This is a genomic window from Acinetobacter sp. YH12049 (assembly GCF_013419875.1).
Lineage (GTDB): Bacteria > Pseudomonadota > Gammaproteobacteria > Pseudomonadales > Moraxellaceae > Acinetobacter > Acinetobacter amyesii.
The window spans coordinates 46519-62711 of the sequence record NZ_VOZH01000004.1 but is presented as its reverse complement, the minus strand read 5'-3'; the positions used below and the strand labels follow the sequence as shown (position 1 = coordinate 62711).

General features: G+C 39.2%; 17 protein-coding genes. 8 read left to right on the top strand and 9 right to left on the bottom strand.

Translation table 11 applies throughout. From position 1 onward, the window contains the following. The first annotated feature begins 32 nt into the window (after positions 1-32). From FTU05_RS02575 to FTU05_RS02565, 3 genes are read left to right on the top strand one after another with little or no spacing between them, the layout of a single operon-like run. Positions 33-1040: a TAXI family TRAP transporter solute-binding subunit gene (locus FTU05_RS02575; RefSeq protein WP_067764588.1), complete on the top strand. Its 1008-nt coding sequence runs from the start codon at positions 33-35 to the stop codon at positions 1038-1040. Further along, positions 1018-1512 carry a DUF1850 domain-containing protein gene (locus tag FTU05_RS02570; RefSeq protein ID WP_257222191.1) on the top strand — a complete coding sequence of 165 codons (495 nt, stop codon included), beginning with the start codon at positions 1018-1020 and terminating at the stop codon, positions 1510-1512. Before FTU05_RS02575 ends, FTU05_RS02570 begins: the two co-directional genes overlap by 23 nt. Beyond that, a complete protein-coding gene (locus FTU05_RS02565) occupies positions 1509-3521 on the top strand; it encodes a TRAP transporter permease (RefSeq protein WP_180048964.1) in 2013 nt (670 codons plus the stop codon). The genes FTU05_RS02570 and FTU05_RS02565 overlap by 4 nt, the downstream gene beginning before the upstream one ends. A gap of 501 nt (positions 3522-4022) precedes the next feature. On the opposite strand, the gene apbC is transcribed toward FTU05_RS02565, so the two are convergent. Continuing rightward, positions 4023-5294, bottom strand: a complete 1272-nt coding sequence (gene apbC / locus FTU05_RS02560; RefSeq protein WP_180164163.1) for an iron-sulfur cluster carrier protein ApbC — start codon at positions 5292-5294, stop codon at positions 4023-4025. A 660-nt stretch (positions 5295-5954) separates the two neighbouring features. Between apbC and FTU05_RS02555 the strand changes: the two genes are divergently transcribed. Continuing rightward, positions 5955-6278 carry a hypothetical protein gene (locus FTU05_RS02555; protein WP_180039686.1) on the top strand — a complete coding sequence of 108 codons (324 nt, stop codon included), beginning with the start codon at positions 5955-5957 and terminating at the stop codon, positions 6276-6278. Positions 6279-6327: 49 nt separating this feature from the next. Here FTU05_RS02555 and FTU05_RS02550 read toward each other — a convergent pair whose 3' ends face one another. Beyond that, positions 6328-6726, bottom strand: coding sequence for a hypothetical protein (locus FTU05_RS02550; RefSeq protein ID WP_168379312.1), 399 nt, complete (start codon positions 6724-6726; stop codon positions 6328-6330). Positions 6727-6968: 242 nt separating this feature from the next. Beyond that, a complete protein-coding gene (locus tag FTU05_RS02545; RefSeq protein WP_180164216.1) occupies positions 6969-7763 on the bottom strand; it encodes a hypothetical protein in 795 nt (264 codons plus the stop codon). Between the two features lie 171 nt (positions 7764-7934). Here FTU05_RS02545 and metG point away from each other — a divergent pair, with 171 nt between their 5' ends. Further along, entirely contained in the window at positions 7935-9995 is a 2061-nt protein-coding gene (gene metG / locus FTU05_RS02540) for a methionine--tRNA ligase (protein WP_180164161.1), read from the top strand. Positions 9996-10073: 78 nt separating this feature from the next. Here the strand turns inward: metG and FTU05_RS02535 are convergent, their stop codons facing one another. The 3 genes from FTU05_RS02535 to FTU05_RS02525 all read right to left on the bottom strand — a co-directional run bounded on the left by FTU05_RS02535 (position 10074) and on the right by FTU05_RS02525 (position 12122). Further along, the gene (locus tag FTU05_RS02535; RefSeq protein ID WP_180162505.1) at positions 10074-10571 is read right to left on the bottom strand and encodes a hypothetical protein; all 498 of its coding nucleotides are present in this window, start codon (positions 10569-10571) and stop codon (positions 10074-10076) included. A gap of 149 nt (positions 10572-10720) precedes the next feature. Further along, positions 10721-11281: a hypothetical protein gene (locus FTU05_RS02530; protein ID WP_180164159.1), complete on the bottom strand. Its 561-nt coding sequence runs from the start codon at positions 11279-11281 to the stop codon at positions 10721-10723. A gap of 217 nt (positions 11282-11498) precedes the next feature. Then, complete coding sequence (locus tag FTU05_RS02525) at positions 11499-12122, bottom strand: LysE family translocator (protein WP_078191198.1); 624 nt, start codon at positions 12120-12122, stop codon at positions 11499-11501. Between the two features lie 171 nt (positions 12123-12293). Between FTU05_RS02525 and FTU05_RS02520 the strand changes: the two genes are divergently transcribed. After that, on the top strand, positions 12294-12752 hold the full coding sequence (locus tag FTU05_RS02520; protein WP_168378581.1) for a DIP1984 family protein: 459 nt from the start codon (positions 12294-12296) through the stop codon (positions 12750-12752). A gap of 238 nt (positions 12753-12990) precedes the next feature. Here the strand turns inward: FTU05_RS02520 and FTU05_RS02515 are convergent, their stop codons facing one another. Then, entirely contained in the window at positions 12991-13194 is a 204-nt protein-coding gene (locus FTU05_RS02515) for an NF038215 family lipoprotein (RefSeq protein ID WP_180064033.1), read from the bottom strand. A 281-nt stretch (positions 13195-13475) separates the two neighbouring features. On the opposite strand from FTU05_RS02515, the gene FTU05_RS02510 reads away from it, so the two are divergent. Both FTU05_RS02510 and FTU05_RS02505 read left to right on the top strand, forming a co-directional pair. Then, positions 13476-14366: a 1-aminocyclopropane-1-carboxylate deaminase/D-cysteine desulfhydrase gene (locus tag FTU05_RS02510; protein WP_180164157.1), complete on the top strand. Its 891-nt coding sequence runs from the start codon at positions 13476-13478 to the stop codon at positions 14364-14366. Positions 14367-14399: 33 nt separating this feature from the next. Continuing rightward, positions 14400-15599: an NAD(P)/FAD-dependent oxidoreductase gene (locus FTU05_RS02505; protein ID WP_180164155.1), complete on the top strand. Its 1200-nt coding sequence runs from the start codon at positions 14400-14402 to the stop codon at positions 15597-15599. A 93-nt stretch (positions 15600-15692) separates the two neighbouring features. On the opposite strand, the gene FTU05_RS02500 is transcribed toward FTU05_RS02505, so the two are convergent. Together FTU05_RS02500 and FTU05_RS02495 are read right to left on the bottom strand one after the other, a co-directional pair. Further along, a complete protein-coding gene (locus FTU05_RS02500; RefSeq protein WP_180059308.1) occupies positions 15693-15854 on the bottom strand; it encodes a hypothetical protein in 162 nt (53 codons plus the stop codon). 124 nt (positions 15855-15978) lie between these two features. Beyond that, positions 15979-16161, bottom strand: a complete 183-nt coding sequence (locus FTU05_RS02495; protein ID WP_168378574.1) for a hypothetical protein — start codon at positions 16159-16161, stop codon at positions 15979-15981. Positions 16162-16193 lie beyond the last annotated feature (32 nt).

Below are 16193 nucleotides of genomic sequence, written 5' to 3'. Positions count from 1 at the left end.
TATTCAAAATTTATGTGTAAAAGGACGTTTCTATGAACCAATGGACAAAACTCACGTTACTCTCGGTTACTTTGGCGTGTATTACTGCTTGCTCAAATGATCAATCTACTTCAAAAAATACCACGGAAGGAAAAAGCGCAGAAACTGCTACATCTGACAAACTTCAAACCAAGTTCGTAACCATTGCAACTGGCGGAGCATCAGGACCTTACAATGTGATTGGGACGAGTCTTGCAGAAATTTATAACAAAACTTTTGGTGTAAATTCTAAGACTCAGACTACAGGTGCATCAGTCGAAAACTTAAACCTTCTCAAACAGAATAAAGTTGAAATGGCATTTGTTATGAGTGACAGCTTAACAGAAGCACTGAACGGAGCAGGAAGTTTCGCAAATGGTAAAGTTGAGAATGTCAGCCAAGTCGCAGCGCTTTATCCAAACTACGTACAAATCGTAACCTCTAAAAAATCAGGGATCAAAAATATCGAAGATTTGAAAGGTAAACGTATCGCTGTGGGTGCACAAAATTCAGGTGTAGAAGTAAATGCACGCACACTGTTGAATGGTTTTGGAATCACCTATAAAGATATTAAAGTTGATTATTTAGGCTATGCTGAAGCCGCTGATGCTTTAAAAGGTGGCAAGCTTGATGCAGCATTCCTGACTAGTGGCATTCCAAATTCATCACTCATGGAACTTCAACAAAGCTTTGATCTACAGTTGGTTTCAATCAATGCAGATAAAGTCAAAGAAATAGCTAAAGATCAAAGTTATTTCTTACCGATGATTATTCCAAAAGGCACATATGGCAATACTGCGGACATTCAAACTGCCGCAATTAAAAATGCATTAGTTGTTCGCACAGATATATCGGATGATGATGTCTACAAACTAACAAAAACTTTCTTTGACAGTTTGCCTCAATTGGCAACTTCACACCAAGCAGCAACAGAAATCACGCTTGAAGGTGCTCAACAAGGCCTTGTAGCGCCTCTACATCCAGGCGCGAAACGCTACTATGATGAAGTGGCTAAAAAATAATAAGCTTCAAAAAAATGCAGTTTATACTGCATTTTTTATATTGTTCTTCTTAATCTATGCTAGCTATCCAACACTGTATACGCAGGTTAGAGTTGAAACTGATATATGCAAAATTTCAACTGATCAATTTGATTTACAGTGGAAGCATTCAGTAGAAAAGACGGCTTGGTCTGAACAATATCAGCGTCAAAAGAATACGTTTTTACTGCGCCACACCGATTTGATTTCATTTGGTGCAGGTACACCCTCAAATTATCCCATTGAGTTTCAAAAAAATGGTGTGATTAGAATGCGGGTCAATCAAAATATAGATGAAATCAACTGGGTGATTTCTAGAAATATGCAAGGCACGATCCTCGCTGACCAAAAAATTTGGTCTATTTTTCAAAGTTACCCAGACTATAGTTTGGTCAACATCTCGGTTCAATATCAACCCAAATGGAAGTCTTGGTGGATTGGAGAATGCCTATGAATTCCAAAGAAGATAAAGTTGTATTAGAACAACTCGATGAGAAACAACAACAAGCCATATTAGAAAAATTTGATCGGGAATCTGTTACTCGAATCAATATGAGCAAATCTGTTACCTACTTTGTTGCATTTGTAGCGATCTTTTATTCATTATTTCATTTATTTATTACGTTTAATCCTTTACCTGAGTTAATACAGCGTGCAGCCCATGTCGCTATTGGCCTAGCACTCATTTTTTTACTCTATCCAGCTCGTCAAACAAGCTCCCGACAGCATATTTCACTTCTCGATTGGTTCTTGGCTTTGCTTTCCATCTTCAGTTTTTTATATTTATGGAAAGAATATCAATCTATTATGACCACTCGAGGTGGTATTCCAAATACCTTAGATATCGCGTTTGCAATTATGAGTGTGGTATTAGTCATAGAAGCAACTCGCCGGGTCATGGGGTGGATGTTGCCCATTTTAAGTTTAATTTTCCTGACCTATACATTTATCAGTCACTTTGATTGGATGCCAGATCGATTACTTACTCGCCCTTATACAATCAGCGACATTTTCGGACATATGTATTTAAAAACCGAAGGCTTATATTCTTCGGCAATTGGTGCATCCGTCACCTTTATTTTCTTATTTATCCTTTTTGGTGCTTTTCTTGCAAAATCAGGTATGGGGAAATTATTCAATGATCTTGCCATGGCGCTGGCTGGACATAAACAAGGTGGGCCTGCCAAAGTTGCTGTAATTTCAAGTGGATTTATGGGCAGTATTAATGGCACTGCTGTTGCCAATGTTGTTGGTACAGGCTCATTTACTATTCCATTGATGAAAAAGATTGGTTATCACAAGAATTTTGCTGGTGCCGTTGAAGCCAGTGCATCCGTTGGTGGACAAATTTTGCCACCAGTCATGGGTGCGAGTGCCTTCATTATGGCCGAAACAACTGGCGTGAGTTATGGCACAATTGCACTAGCCGCCTTATTACCTGCTTTATTGTATTACCTTGGCGTCATGGCTCAAGTTCATTTCCGTGCGGGTAAAGATGATCTGAAAGGCGTACCTAAAGCTGATTTACCAAAAGTAAAAGAAGTTCTAAAAGAGCGTGGACATTTACTTATTCCAATTTTGGCACTGGTCTTTTTCTTATTTCAAAATATTCCTGTGAGCTATGCTGCTGTCTACACCATCGTCCTGACCATCTTTGTAGCAGCTATAAGAAAATCAACACGAATGGGTGTAAAAGATATTTTAGATGCGCTCGTTGATGGAGCCAAACAATCATTATCTGTGATGGCTGCTTGTGCTGTCGTTGGTATTATTATCGGCGTAGTAAGTCTGACAAGTTTTGGTTCAGTAATGACTTCTTCAATTATGAGTTTAGGTGCAGGTAGTCTCTTTCTCACTTTATTTTTGACCATGATTGCATCGATGATTTTAGGCATGGGGCTTCCATCTATTCCGGCCTATATCATTACTGCCACTATGGCAGCACCAGCACTCGCAAACTTTGATATTCCTGTATTAGTCGCGCATATGTTTGTGTTCTATTTTGGTTTATTTGCAAACATCACCCCACCAGTTGCCCTTGCCGCCTTTGCTGGTGCAGGAATTGCAGGCGGTGATCCAATGCGCACTGGGTTTCAGGCCTTAAAACTATCTCTTGCTGGTTTTATTGTTCCATTTTTATTCGTTTATAACCCTGCCATGCTGATGATTGATACCACCAATGTTGCAGTCAATGCTCGAGAATTTGCCTTTCCTGCATGGACAACTATAGTGAGTATTACTGTCACTTCAGTGATAGGAATTCTCGCTTTAGGCTCCGCAGTTGAAGGTTATTTCAAGACTTATCTCAACTGGTTCTGGCGTATTTTTTTAGGTGTGGGTGCGCTGTGTATGATTATTCCAGAAACCATTACAGATATTGTAGGCATTATCATGGTCATCATCGCAATTACGGTGAATATTATCACTGCTAAACGTAAAGCAAACCCGTCTCTTTCCTCCTAAAAAACCAATTAAAAAGCCCGGTAATTACCGGGCTTTTTAATTTCTTAGACTAAGGCGTACCCTCATTTGATGGGTGGGTTTTAATGACTTCAAATAATATTTAAAATTATTTGTTCCTCTATATTTTTTCAATGCTAAGCCCCTTGTAACAGAGGACATTTGGCAAAAAATCTAAGACACAATGCGTTTGTACAGTTACTGCCGTTCAAAGAATTGATCCTAGCCAAAATAATAGAAATATCGTGAAAGCTATTTTGTAAAAACTAAGTACAAACGCGACATCCTTTGATATGCCTCAAGAATTTTATCCTTGGCAGACGGCTTATAATCGCAGGAAAAATAAGAAATTGTGCAAATCGTTTTTTAGATGTGTAATTCATAGACATCGTTGAATGTCTAAAGTTCAGTACTCATAATTTTCAAACACTCCCAATACCACGTTATAAAAAATCTGGCACGAGGCCAGATTTTAATACGATCAACTTAAATTTCAGTTCACCCTTAGAAAATACGGTTTTTATCTTTTTCAGCCTGAGGTAATGCATCTGCAACTTTTTGTGCAATCGCCATGTAGCTTTCAGCAGCATCATCACCTGCTATCACAGATGGTTTCCCTGCATCGGCATTTTCACGAATTTGTACATTCAGCGGTAAACGACCTAAGAGCGGAATGTCGTATTGGGCTGAAAGTTGGTCGCCACCACCTGTACCAAAGATTTGCTCTTCATGCCCACAGTTCGAACAGATGTGAGTCGACATATTTTCAACCACGCCCATCACGGGAATATGTACACGATTAAACAACTCAATGCCTTTGGTCGCATCCATTAATGCAACATTTTGTGGTGTCGTCACAATCACAGCACCTGTCACCGGTATACGCTGTGCAAGCGTCAACTGGATATCACCTGTGCCTGGTGGCATATCAATGACCAATACATCCAGATCAGGCCACAACGTTTGGTTAAAGAGCTGCATTAACGCCCCCGTCGCTTTCGGCCCACGCCAAGCCACAGGGGTATTGTGATCCCCAGTTAAGTGACCAATTGAAAGCACAGCCATACCATATGCTTCAATAGGAACAAATTGCTCAGCTTCAATCATCGGCGTGCGGCCTGCATTGCCGAGCATCGTTGGAATACTTGGACCATAGATGTCTGCATCTAATACCCCAACCTTTAAACCCAGCTGTTGTAATGCGAGCGCCAAATTCACAGTGGTGGTCGATTTACCCACACCACCTTTACCAGATGACACCAAAATGACATTTTGAATGCGTGGATGTTTCGGTACATCACGCTGTTGTGGAGCCGCTTTTTGAATCGGTGGATTATTCGGATCAACTTCGGCAGGTGCTTCAGGTGTTTTCGCAGACGCATCCACAACTGGAGGTAACTGACTTTTTGCAGCTGAACTTTCAGCTTTTTCTTGGCTAGAACAAATTTCGCCTTCTGCATGATGATGACCACAACCACCTTCAGATTTATGCCCTGTTTTTTGTTGAATCACATGCATATTCAGCTCGTTAATACCGCATTTTTCTAACGCATCAGCCAAATCATCATGGATTTTTTGTAAGTCATCTGCTTCTGAAGGAAAGGTATTAATCGTGATCTGCAAGATCTGACCTTGCACATTTACCTGTGTAATACGGTCTTTTAAAGCATTATTTGAATTGGGAAGTACGTAGTTTTGTAAAACCTGTTGGATTTCCTCCTCTTTCACCTCTTGGGAGGGTGAAAACACAGATTTTAGAGAAGAAAGCCACGACATTATGTTGTCTCCAAACAGGAACATCAAAAGATAATAGCGATAGTTTACCTGTTCATCTGCCACAGAGTAAGAGGGAGATGAATGACTTATCCCTATAAGCTTATAAAGTTGAGTAACTGATGTTACGCACCTAAAAGTAATTTCGCATTTTAAAAATGATTTTTAAGTCTATTCAACGGAGTCTTATATCTAGGGTTTGAATAAAGAGATTAGCCTTCGGCTGGAGGTACTTTTGTTTTGGCAAAAGTACCCAAAACCATTGTCATCCGCAAAACTCGTTCACTAGCGTCAAATTATTCAAAGTATCGCAAAACCATTTTTGATTAGAAGGAGTCCTGTCTCAAACACTTGCGGATGACCTTACCGCGTATCATTCTTTTATTTGAAGCAAACGGTGCGTCTGATGTTACTGCGTAACATCAGTGAGTAATTTAGTCAGCTTTCAAGCAAGTTTTCAAGCGTGTGCCACTTAAAATGCCCTTATAGTTGATCTATGCGGCTAAACCAAAGCCATTAAATTTTAAATTGATTACATATCAACCATACTTTTACAGCGTAATTTCAGTTTATATTTCAGTCGTTTCAACAGAATAATCAAAGCGATGGATGTGCAATCTAAAGGCACATTTTGTACTTTTAATTTTAAAAATGGGGAAGACTATGTATAAGAAGTCTGTGTATAAAACGACTTTATGCGCCTTGATGCTCCTGACTTCAGCAGCCTATGCAGAAATTGCGACTGAAGCCATTCAAACACCTGACCGACAAACTGTGGCGATTGGTGATAGCCTCGATCTCATGCGCTCGCGTATGCAAGCTTCTCCGATGAAAATGGTGTCTTATCCGCTGCAAGAGAAAAATCAGCCTGCAAAATTGGCGGTAGATTACACCTATGAAATTGCCAATATGCGCTACGTGATTACCGTAGTCGATGATCAAGTCAAAAATATTAAGACTGAAAATTTAGATGGATTAAAGCAATGAAACCTAAAAAAGCCGCTCAAGATAGAGCGGCTTTTTTCATTAGACCCAATTAAGCTTGGTCATCTTTTTTAAACTTATGCAGTGTGTCAGAGGCTTTCTTTTTTAACTCGTCAAATTTCTCTGTCGCCTGCACCTTCAGTTCATCAAATTTTTCGACAGCCTCATGTTTAAGTTCAGCTGCTTTGACTTTGGCTTCATCAAATTTATGACTCGCTTCTGCTTTTAACTGCTCTAGACGGTCTTTGGTTTCTGCATGCTGTTCTGCATGTTCATGTTTGGCCTCATTTAAGGCTTTTTCACCCTCAAGCTTGAGCTCTTCAACTTTATGCTTTGCACCATCGAGTGCTTTTTCGCCTTCTAGTTGCGCCTCTTTGGCCTTGAGTTGTATGTCATCACCGAGTTCTGATGCTTTATTTTTTAAATCATTTAATGTGCTTTCTGTTGTCATCTCGCTCACCCTATTCTCAGTTATTGCCTAACAATAGTTATAACGCGATTTGAAGCAGATACCTGAAATAGACGCATTTAGAAACAAATCAACCACAGGAAAACGCCATGTGATTGCCTATTTTCACAATGGCTTGATGCAAATATGCATGGTCGATTTTACTCTATGCTTTTAATTTTAAAGGATGATGTAATGCAAAGAGATCAATGCCACTCCTATGCATTGATCTCTTGAAATTAAACTTATTTGCTGACCGTACTCATAAAGCTCACTGCGGAAAACAGCCAAATAAACAGGATAAAACTCCGTCCCTGATTAAAATGCGCGACATCGGTACCATGCAAAATATTATGACGGGTCATCGCTACGGTAGAGCTGTTATCCATTTGATAGGCCGCCAATTCGGCAAAATACGGATTTAACTCATTGGCAATTTTAGATTTGTGCCAAAGGCTTTTAATTTCACTGCCTTTAAGCCCCGGTACAATTTTATAGACATCGACAAATTTAGTGCCATTTTGACTTAAGAAACCCGTTTGAATCAGCACGTCTGTCAAGATGCCTTCAAGCTGTGCATATAACACTGGGATACAGCCTGCATGAATGTCTAATTTATACACTTTAAACGCATCTAAAAGTACCTGACGGCGCGCTGCTTTATGTTCACCAATATTCAAAGCATCAAAGGCTTTCAACATTTCAGTTTGGAAAAACTCGCTATTGATGACATTCAGAAAATCAAAGTCTGCATCATTTTCATGTTGATGAAGCAGTTGCCAAAAATACAATAAATTTAAAGCATCATTCGCTACTTTCATTTCTACCGGCTGATCTAATTCATCGGCCAAAATATCGAAATAAGGCTCATCTTGTGCCAAATGACGCAGAGTTTGAATCAGTAAGGCATGCTCATCTGCTGAAATCTGTTCTAAATATTGCTGCGCATCTTTAATAATGTGATGCCCCAATTTATGACGCTGTTCATTTTGAGGAATACGAGTGATTGGCTGATCGTCTTCATAGTCATCTTCATACATGGGCTTGTTACTCTTAGGCATCACAGTTATGCCCTATTATCACTGTAATTGTGTCAGCAATATAGAATTTTTTACTTTTGCAAAGATTTCACCTATTCCCTTGTGCAAGTACTGGCTATCTCATGTAAAATTACAGCCCATTGCATAAATACGAATGAGAGAGTCATATCCGTGCGTAATATTTTAGTTACTAACGCCCTTCCATACGCGAATGGCCCAATTCATATGGGTCATTTACTCGGTTATATCCAAGCTGATATTTGGGTTCGTGCCATGCGTGCAATGGGTCATAACGTGACTTATGTATGTGCGGATGATGCTCACGGCACAGCGATCATGCTACGTGCGGAAGCCAATGGTATTTCGCCTGAACAGCAAATTGCCAATGTGCAAAAAGAACATGAACGTGATTTTGCTGGCTTTAAAGTTGACTTTGACCATTACGACTCAACCAACAGCCCTGAAAACCAAGCACGCGCTTCTGAGATTTATATTAAGAACCGTGAAGCAAACAACATTGCTGTACGCCCTGTGACGCAATTGTTTGACCCTGAAAAAGCAATGTTCTTGTCGGATCGTTTCATTAAAGGCACATGCCCGAAATGTAAAGCGGAAGACCAATACGGCGACTCATGTGAAGTGTGTGGTACAACATACAACGCAACTGAATTACTCAATCCAAAATCGACTTTGAGCGGTGCGACACCTGTAGAAAAATCTTCAGATCACTACTTCTTTAAACTGCCAAACTTTGGTGAATACCTGCAAAAATGGACACGAGACGAAGGCCGTCTGCCTGTGTCAATTGCCAACAAACTCGATGAATGGTTTGAAGCAGGTCTGTCTGATTGGGACATCTCACGTGATGCGCCTTATTTCGGTTTTGAAATTCCTGATGCACCAAACAAATATTTCTACGTTTGGGTCGATGCACCAATCGGTTATATGTCGAGCTTTGAAAACTACATCAAAACCAAGCGTCCAGATTTGAGCTTTGACGACTACTGGAAAAAAGATTCTAAAAATGAAGTCTATCACTTCATTGGTAAAGACATCGTTTACTTCCATGCGTTGTTCTGGCCTGCAATGCTTGAAGGTGCAAACTACCGCACCCCAACAAGTTTATTCGTCAACGGTTTCTTGACTGTAAACGGTCAAAAGATGTCTAAATCTCGCGGTACGTTCATTAAAGCGGAAACGTATCTTGAGCATTTGAACCCTGAATACTTACGTTACTACTTCGCATCTAAACTTTCTGACAAAGTTGAAGACTCTGACTTGAACCTTGATGATTTCGTTCAGAAAGTGAATTCAGACCTTGTTGGTAAAGTTGTGAACATCGCAAGCCGTTGTGCGAAATTCATCAATACTAAGTTTGATAACAAACTTTCTGCAACGTGTGCTGAGCCTGAATTGGTACAAAGCTTTATTGATGCAGGTGCTTCAATCGCAGCGCAATACGAAGCACGTGAATTCTCTGCAGCCATCCGTGAAATCATGGCGCTTGCAGATAAAGCCAACCAATACATCGACGAGAAAAAGCCTTGGGCACTTGCGAAAATTGAAGGCGAGGAACAGCAAGTTCATGATGTATGTTCTGTTGGTATTAACTTGTTCCGTCAATTGGCGGTTTACCTTGCACCAGTACTTCCTACATTGGCAGCAGAAGTTCAGAGCTTCTTAAAATTAGAATCTTTCGACTTTGCTTCTGGTAAAACGATTTTGGTGGATCATGAAATTGCTCAATTCCAACCATTGATGCAACGTGTAGATCCAAAAGCTGTTGCTGCAATGGTCGATGCATCTAAAGATTCTTTAGCGGCACCTGCGGAAGCACCAAAAGCGGAAAAGAAAAAAGAGAAAAAAGCTGTCGAGAAGAAGCCTGAGCCTAAAGTAGGTGAAGCTGAAATTATTGGCATTGAAGACTTTATGAAAGTTGACTTACGTGTAGCGGAAGTTTTAGAAGCTGCTCACGTTGAAGGTTCTGACAAACTGCTTCAATTGACTTTAAATGTCGGCGAAGCTGAGCCACGTAACGTGTTTAGCGGTATTCGTGAGTTCTACCAACCTGAAGACTTAAAAGGCAAATTAGTGGTGATGGTGGCTAACCTTGCACCACGTAAGATGCGTTTTGGTATTTCTAACGGTATGGTTTTAGCTGCGGGTAATGGCGAAGGTGTTTGGGTTATTTCACCTGAAACTGGTGCTAAAGCTGGTGATAAAGTTTCTTAATTTTTTAGATTAAGATAAGAAAAGCCTCTACGTTGTAGGGGCTTTTTCTTATTAAACTTAAATATAATCTATATTATTTTAGCGTATTATTTTTCCATTTTCTTTAAGTACTTGACCGTCATAAATATAGGTAATTTTATACTTTGCACCTGCAATTTGTTGAGCTTCATTGTCAGGTACACCCATAAAATCAGGCATTTTCACTACAATTTTACTGGCCGAAGCATTGACTTTAATTAAATCAGAACATGATCCAAAGGCAGGTGAAACTGTCAATTTCTTAGTTGAAGAAATTTTTACGAAATACAATGTAACAGGGCAACCGCTTCCACCAATCTCCTCAACAAGTAGGATATCATCACTATTTAACTGGTATATCCCTCTAACATCTAAACTAGTATTTCCTTCTACCATAGGGTTAACCAGTTTGTTATTAAAATACAACGCACCACGTGGATAATCATCTGATTCTTTTATTTGAAACTTACCATAACGTGTTTTATGAAAATGCTCATGTGCGTATGCTTGACATACAAATCCACTTAGTAAACTTAAGAATAAAGCTTTATAAATCATTATTAGTACTCTTGAACTTCTACGATACAATATTATTTTACTGACATTTCTTGAATATTAATGCTAAATATTAAAAAAAGGATCATGTCATTACTATTCTCTTTTAAACTTAGAATTAAAATATAATGAGGTTAGCCCCTATTATCCCCCTATGTCACTAAAGTTACCTTTGGTTTCTCACTACACGGATTCATAATTTTAATTTCTTTATAGTAACTCTCATCATCTTCGATTAATTCATAATTAAAATGAAAAGAACCATCTTCCTCAAATCTATAATATGTTGCAAGCCTAGTAAAATCTTCTAAACCTTTTGTTTTATGACTTATAACAAAATACGTTTTTAAACTCGGTATTCGGTAAAATTTAATCTCGTACTGGCCTTTTTTAACTTTTTCATGGGTAATGAAACATTTGTTTTTATTATCTACCATTAAAGCTTCAAAAAAATCTTGCTTATGATTTGATTCATTATAGACCATAAGTAAGTGTGGAATATTTGTCGCACCAATTTTAAACCCAATCAGATCAGGACTAAATTGATAAGCAATTGCAGTTTTACTCCATTCGCTTATCAATTTCTCAGTTTTATTCTGATAGGTTTTAATATAGTCACATTGATAATTTTTATCATTACAATTTGTTTGAATAATTTTAACATCTCCGGCCTGTGCCAATACTGTTGGCTTTGAATAGACAATACAGCTCAAAAATATAATTCCCATAAATATTATTGATTTTATTATCATTTTAAACTTTACCTATATTTTAATAAGATTTATTTTTTGTTTTAACAAATGAAATTTACATAAAGACCTATTTAATTTGCTCAAATAAAAACCATCTTAAACAGTGAGCAACTTTTAAGAATTCTACATGAGTCCTAAACTATATAGGATTTTTAAAAAACATACTTGCTTATTATAATCACTTCATCCCAAAAATCAGCTTTAACCCAAGCACTGTCATCACTGCCCCTGCTGCCCGATCAAAACCCGCTTTAAACTTCAAATAGACTTTACGTGGTTTTTCTGCTGACAAAGCCACAGCGACCAATGAACACCACCCTGCATCGATAAAGAAACACAAAACTGGCAGTACAAAGTAAAAATACGTCGGAATCTCTTTCGGTAGAAGTGCCGTAAAAATACTGGCTAACACAATTGCAATTTTCGGATTCGACAACTGGGTAATTAAACCAGTCGTAAAGGCACGACGGAGTGACATCTGCGAGCTGCTGGCATCACCAGCTTCAATCGGTTCTTTGGCATGTTTTATAATTTTAAATGCCATCCAAAGCAGATATAAACCACCACAAATTTTTAAAGCTAAATAAGCAGAAGGTACAGCCAATAAAAATGCCTGCAAACCCAATACCGCTAAAAGCCCAAATATTGCAGCACCCAAACCTGTACCAAGGGCGGTAAATAAACCGTGTTTACGTGAAATCGCAATGGAATTCTTCGCCACATAAATTGACGTTGGCCCCGGGCTCATTGCACCAAGTAATAGTGCTGCCGCAATCGAGCCTAATATCCAAAATGATTCCACAGTTACACCGTTTTCACTTAAATTCGTGGCAATTTTACAGATAGAATCTCTGAATTTCTCCCTATAATTTGCAGTGTTTATTTTAATTGACCAAATTTTTCGCTATAAATAACTTGAATACCGCATTAATCCATCGCATGATCGCTAAAAGTACAAATTAATATCAAGACAATGAAATTAGCCGAAGCCCTACTTTTACGCAGTGACTTACAAACTAAATTGGCCTCGCTGCAACAACGAATCAATAACAACGTGCTCATTCAAGAAGGTGATGCACCTAGCGAAGAACCGAATGCTTTAATTCAAGAAGCATTTGCCGTAAATACAGAACTTTATGGCTTAATTGAAAAGATTCACGCCACCAACGCACAGGCTAAAACCAGTTCAGGACGCTGCATGCTTTCAGTGCTCAATGAACGTGATTTATTGACCCAACAGCATCGAATCTTGCAACAAGCAATCGACAGCTCACGCCGTGAAAATGGTCGTTATAGCTCGAGTGAAATCCGTTGGATTAAAACCATTGCAGTGGCAGATTTACAGAAACAGGCTGATAGCATTAGTCAGCAACTTAGACAAAATAATTTAGAAATTCAGGCATCCAATTGGCAAATTGACCTGATAGATTGACCTGATTTAGTCATTTGAACCACGGTTCATTCCAGTTCGGGCATACTGGGCGAGTACAGAGCCTTTTTAAATGTTTGTAAGGCTTTAATCCAACAAACTAAACTGCAGAAGTAAGACGTCTACTTCAAAATGTTCACACATCTGACGTAGCACACTGCATCTGTGACTCTTTACATGTCACGTCTCACTACCGTGTACTGACAGTATGTCCACCCTAATTTTTTTACGGATCCATCTGCTAATCGTCATCTGCAGCGGCTTCATTGAATGCAACATCTTCACGCGGTAATTTATAGTCATGGTCATTCACAGGGACACCGCCAATGATCATGGTGCGATGTTCATTTTGAGGACGATGCAATTCGTCTGTCGTATCACAGCCAACCATCCAAAAACTGCACAGGCACAGCATAGGCAGCACAGCCCGACTTAATTTGCTCATTGAATGCCCTCCATTTTTATAATTATCTTGTTTATAAATTCAGCATAGCATTTTTGTGCAGATATTCACCTTATTTATCTGCCGATTTAGGGTCAATTGTCAGGAATGATGTCTCTATGTCGTTTCCTATACTAATCATAGGATCATATGATATGTGCTGATATAAACGGAATCGTTCTCTTGGTAAACTAAATATACTCAACAGGATTTCATCTTCTGCACCTGCCGTTTTACAATGCCTACCTATTTGAACTCTAACCACCAAGATAACGATCACCAACATGTTTGAATCTATCGCCCACGCCATTCCTGAGCAGACTATTCAATATCAAGGGGTTGATTTGTGTATTAAGCGTTTGGACTTGGTACACCTGCAAATATCGGGTAATAAATTTTATAAACTTAAATACAATTTTATTGAGGCGCAGAAATTAGGGTTTAAACAGGTGCTTAGCTTTGGTGGTGCTTATTCAAATCACATTGCAGCCACTGCATATGCTGCACATTTATTTGGTTTAGGCAGTCTAGGCATCATCCGTGGGGAAGAACTACAACATCAAGCCCGAAATCCTACTTTAGCCACCGCCGAACAGTTTGGTATGCAGCTCAGTTTTGTCACACGCCAACAGTATCGGGAAATGAAACAAGTTGACGCTTTAGCGCAATTACGACAGGAATTTCCCGAACATTATGTCATTCCTGAAGGTGGAACCAATGCATTGGCAATCCGTGGCTGTACGGAAATCTTAAGCCATGAAAATCAACAAAATTTTGATCTCATCTGCTGTGCAGTCGGTACAGGTGGAACCATAACAGGCTTGATCGATGCCAGTGCTGAACACCAACATGTTCTTGGCTTTTCTGCGCTCAAAGGTAATTTTCTTTGCGACGATGTTGCTCAGTTGACGCAGAAAATCAATTGGAACATCAGTGATGAATTTTGCTGTGGCGGCTATGCCAAAACAACGCCGGAACTTTTACAGTTTATGCAAGACTTTGAACATCGCTATGCGATCCCATTAGAACAGGTTTATACTGCTAAAATGTTGCGAGGTATTTTCAGCATGATTGAGCGGGGTCAGATTACAAGCCATCAACGTGTTTTAGTGATTCATACTGGTGGCCTACAAGGTCGCCTGAAAGGTTCAACCGAAGCGCTAAAAAGCGTATAATCCTGCGTCCTTTCTTCCACGCGGAAACTTACCATGTCGCAAAATCAATATGATGTCCTTGTTTTAGGTGCTGGTGCATCAGGCTTAATGACGGCATATAAAGCGGCGCAGCGTGGACGCAAAGTTTTGGTGGCTGAAAAAGCCAATAAAGTTGGCAAAAAGATCCTGATGTCTGGCGGTGGTAAATGCAATTTCACCAATTTGTATGTCGAACCAGAAAATTATATTTCACATAATCCACACTTTGTTATTTCAGCATTAACTCGCTATACCAACTGGGACTTCATTGGTATGGTCTGCGAATATGGAATTGAGTATGAAGAGCGCAAACATGGGCAGTTATTTACCCAAAATGGTGCAAAAGAAATTTTAGCCATGCTATTGGCAGAATGTGACAAAACAGGTTTGGTGGATATTAAAACCAACTGTGAAGTGAAAGCAGTCAATGCCTTGCCAGAACAAGGCTTTCAAGTGGCAACCAATCTAGGCTATTTTGAAGCAGAATCGGTGGTTATTGCCAGTGGCGGTCTTTCCATTCCTACTTTAGGCGGTTCAGGAATTGGCTATGAGATTGCCAAACAATTTGGTCATTCTGTCTACCCTACTCGTGCAGGCTTAGTACCTTTCACTTTCTCCGATAGTTTTAAAGAAGTAACCACTCGCTTGAGCGGTAATGCTGTTGAAGCCACATTATCAAATGAGTTAAATAGTTTTACTGAGGCTTTACTCTTTACTCACCGTGGTTTAAGTGGCCCAAGCTCATTGCAGCTTTCAAACTACTGGGATGTCGGTCAACGCTTTAATATCAATTTCCTTCCAGCTTTAGATGTTTTAGATTTCCTCAAATCTAAGAAATCTAGTCAACCCAAAGTGTTACTGCGTACATTGTTTAATGAACACTTACCGAAAAGCGTGGTTGTGGAATTACAAAATCTGATTTGGCCTGAACAAGCTGAATTAGCCATTGGCAATATCAGTGATGAAAAACTAGAACTCATTGCAAGCCGTCTGGAAAGCTTTGAAGTGAAGCCATCAGGCACTGAAGGTTACCGTACTGCTGAAGTTACACTGGGTGGTGTCGATACCACTGAAGTCTCATCAAAAACCATGGAAAGTAAAAAACAGAAAGGTTTGTACTTTATTGGCGAAGTGCTCGATGTAACGGGTCATTTAGGTGGATACAACTTCCAATGGGCATGGGCTTCTGCGCATGCAGCTTCTGAATACGTCTGATCTCGACATAGAATGAATTAAATATAACCTGCAGAAGATCTCTGCATAAAAAAAGGGCTGATTCATTCAGCCCTTTTTCTTGCCCGATCTGACTTATTCAAGATAGTCGGTTTTAAATAATGATACTGACGACGACGAAGTTCGTTGAATTGTCATATCCATTTTTTCAACGGCAACTGAAATATGTTGTGGTTGCACGCTTGCGGTTTGTTTGAGTGTCGATACTAAAGTATTGAGCATTGAAATTACCCCCATTTTGCCATTCCTTTGTACGGATCATAAGTGTCATTCATGACAGCAATATGAATCCTAAGTTTTTATATTTTAAGTAATATTCCATATATCACTATTACTTAAAATACCAATTTTCGAGTAAATTTCAATCATTATTTTTGGACTGATTGGTATAATTTTTTTCACTTTTTGGCGGTGATTGTTCTGCCTGCTCCAAATTAGTGCGTTTTGGTTTTGCAAAAATAAAGCGTCGTGCGCTTGCCAAAAAACCTACCGTGATCCCTGCAATAATCACTGGGGCTAAAAATTTATTCGGTGCTTTTGCCATACAATATTCCTTATAAAGCATTAAAATCGACC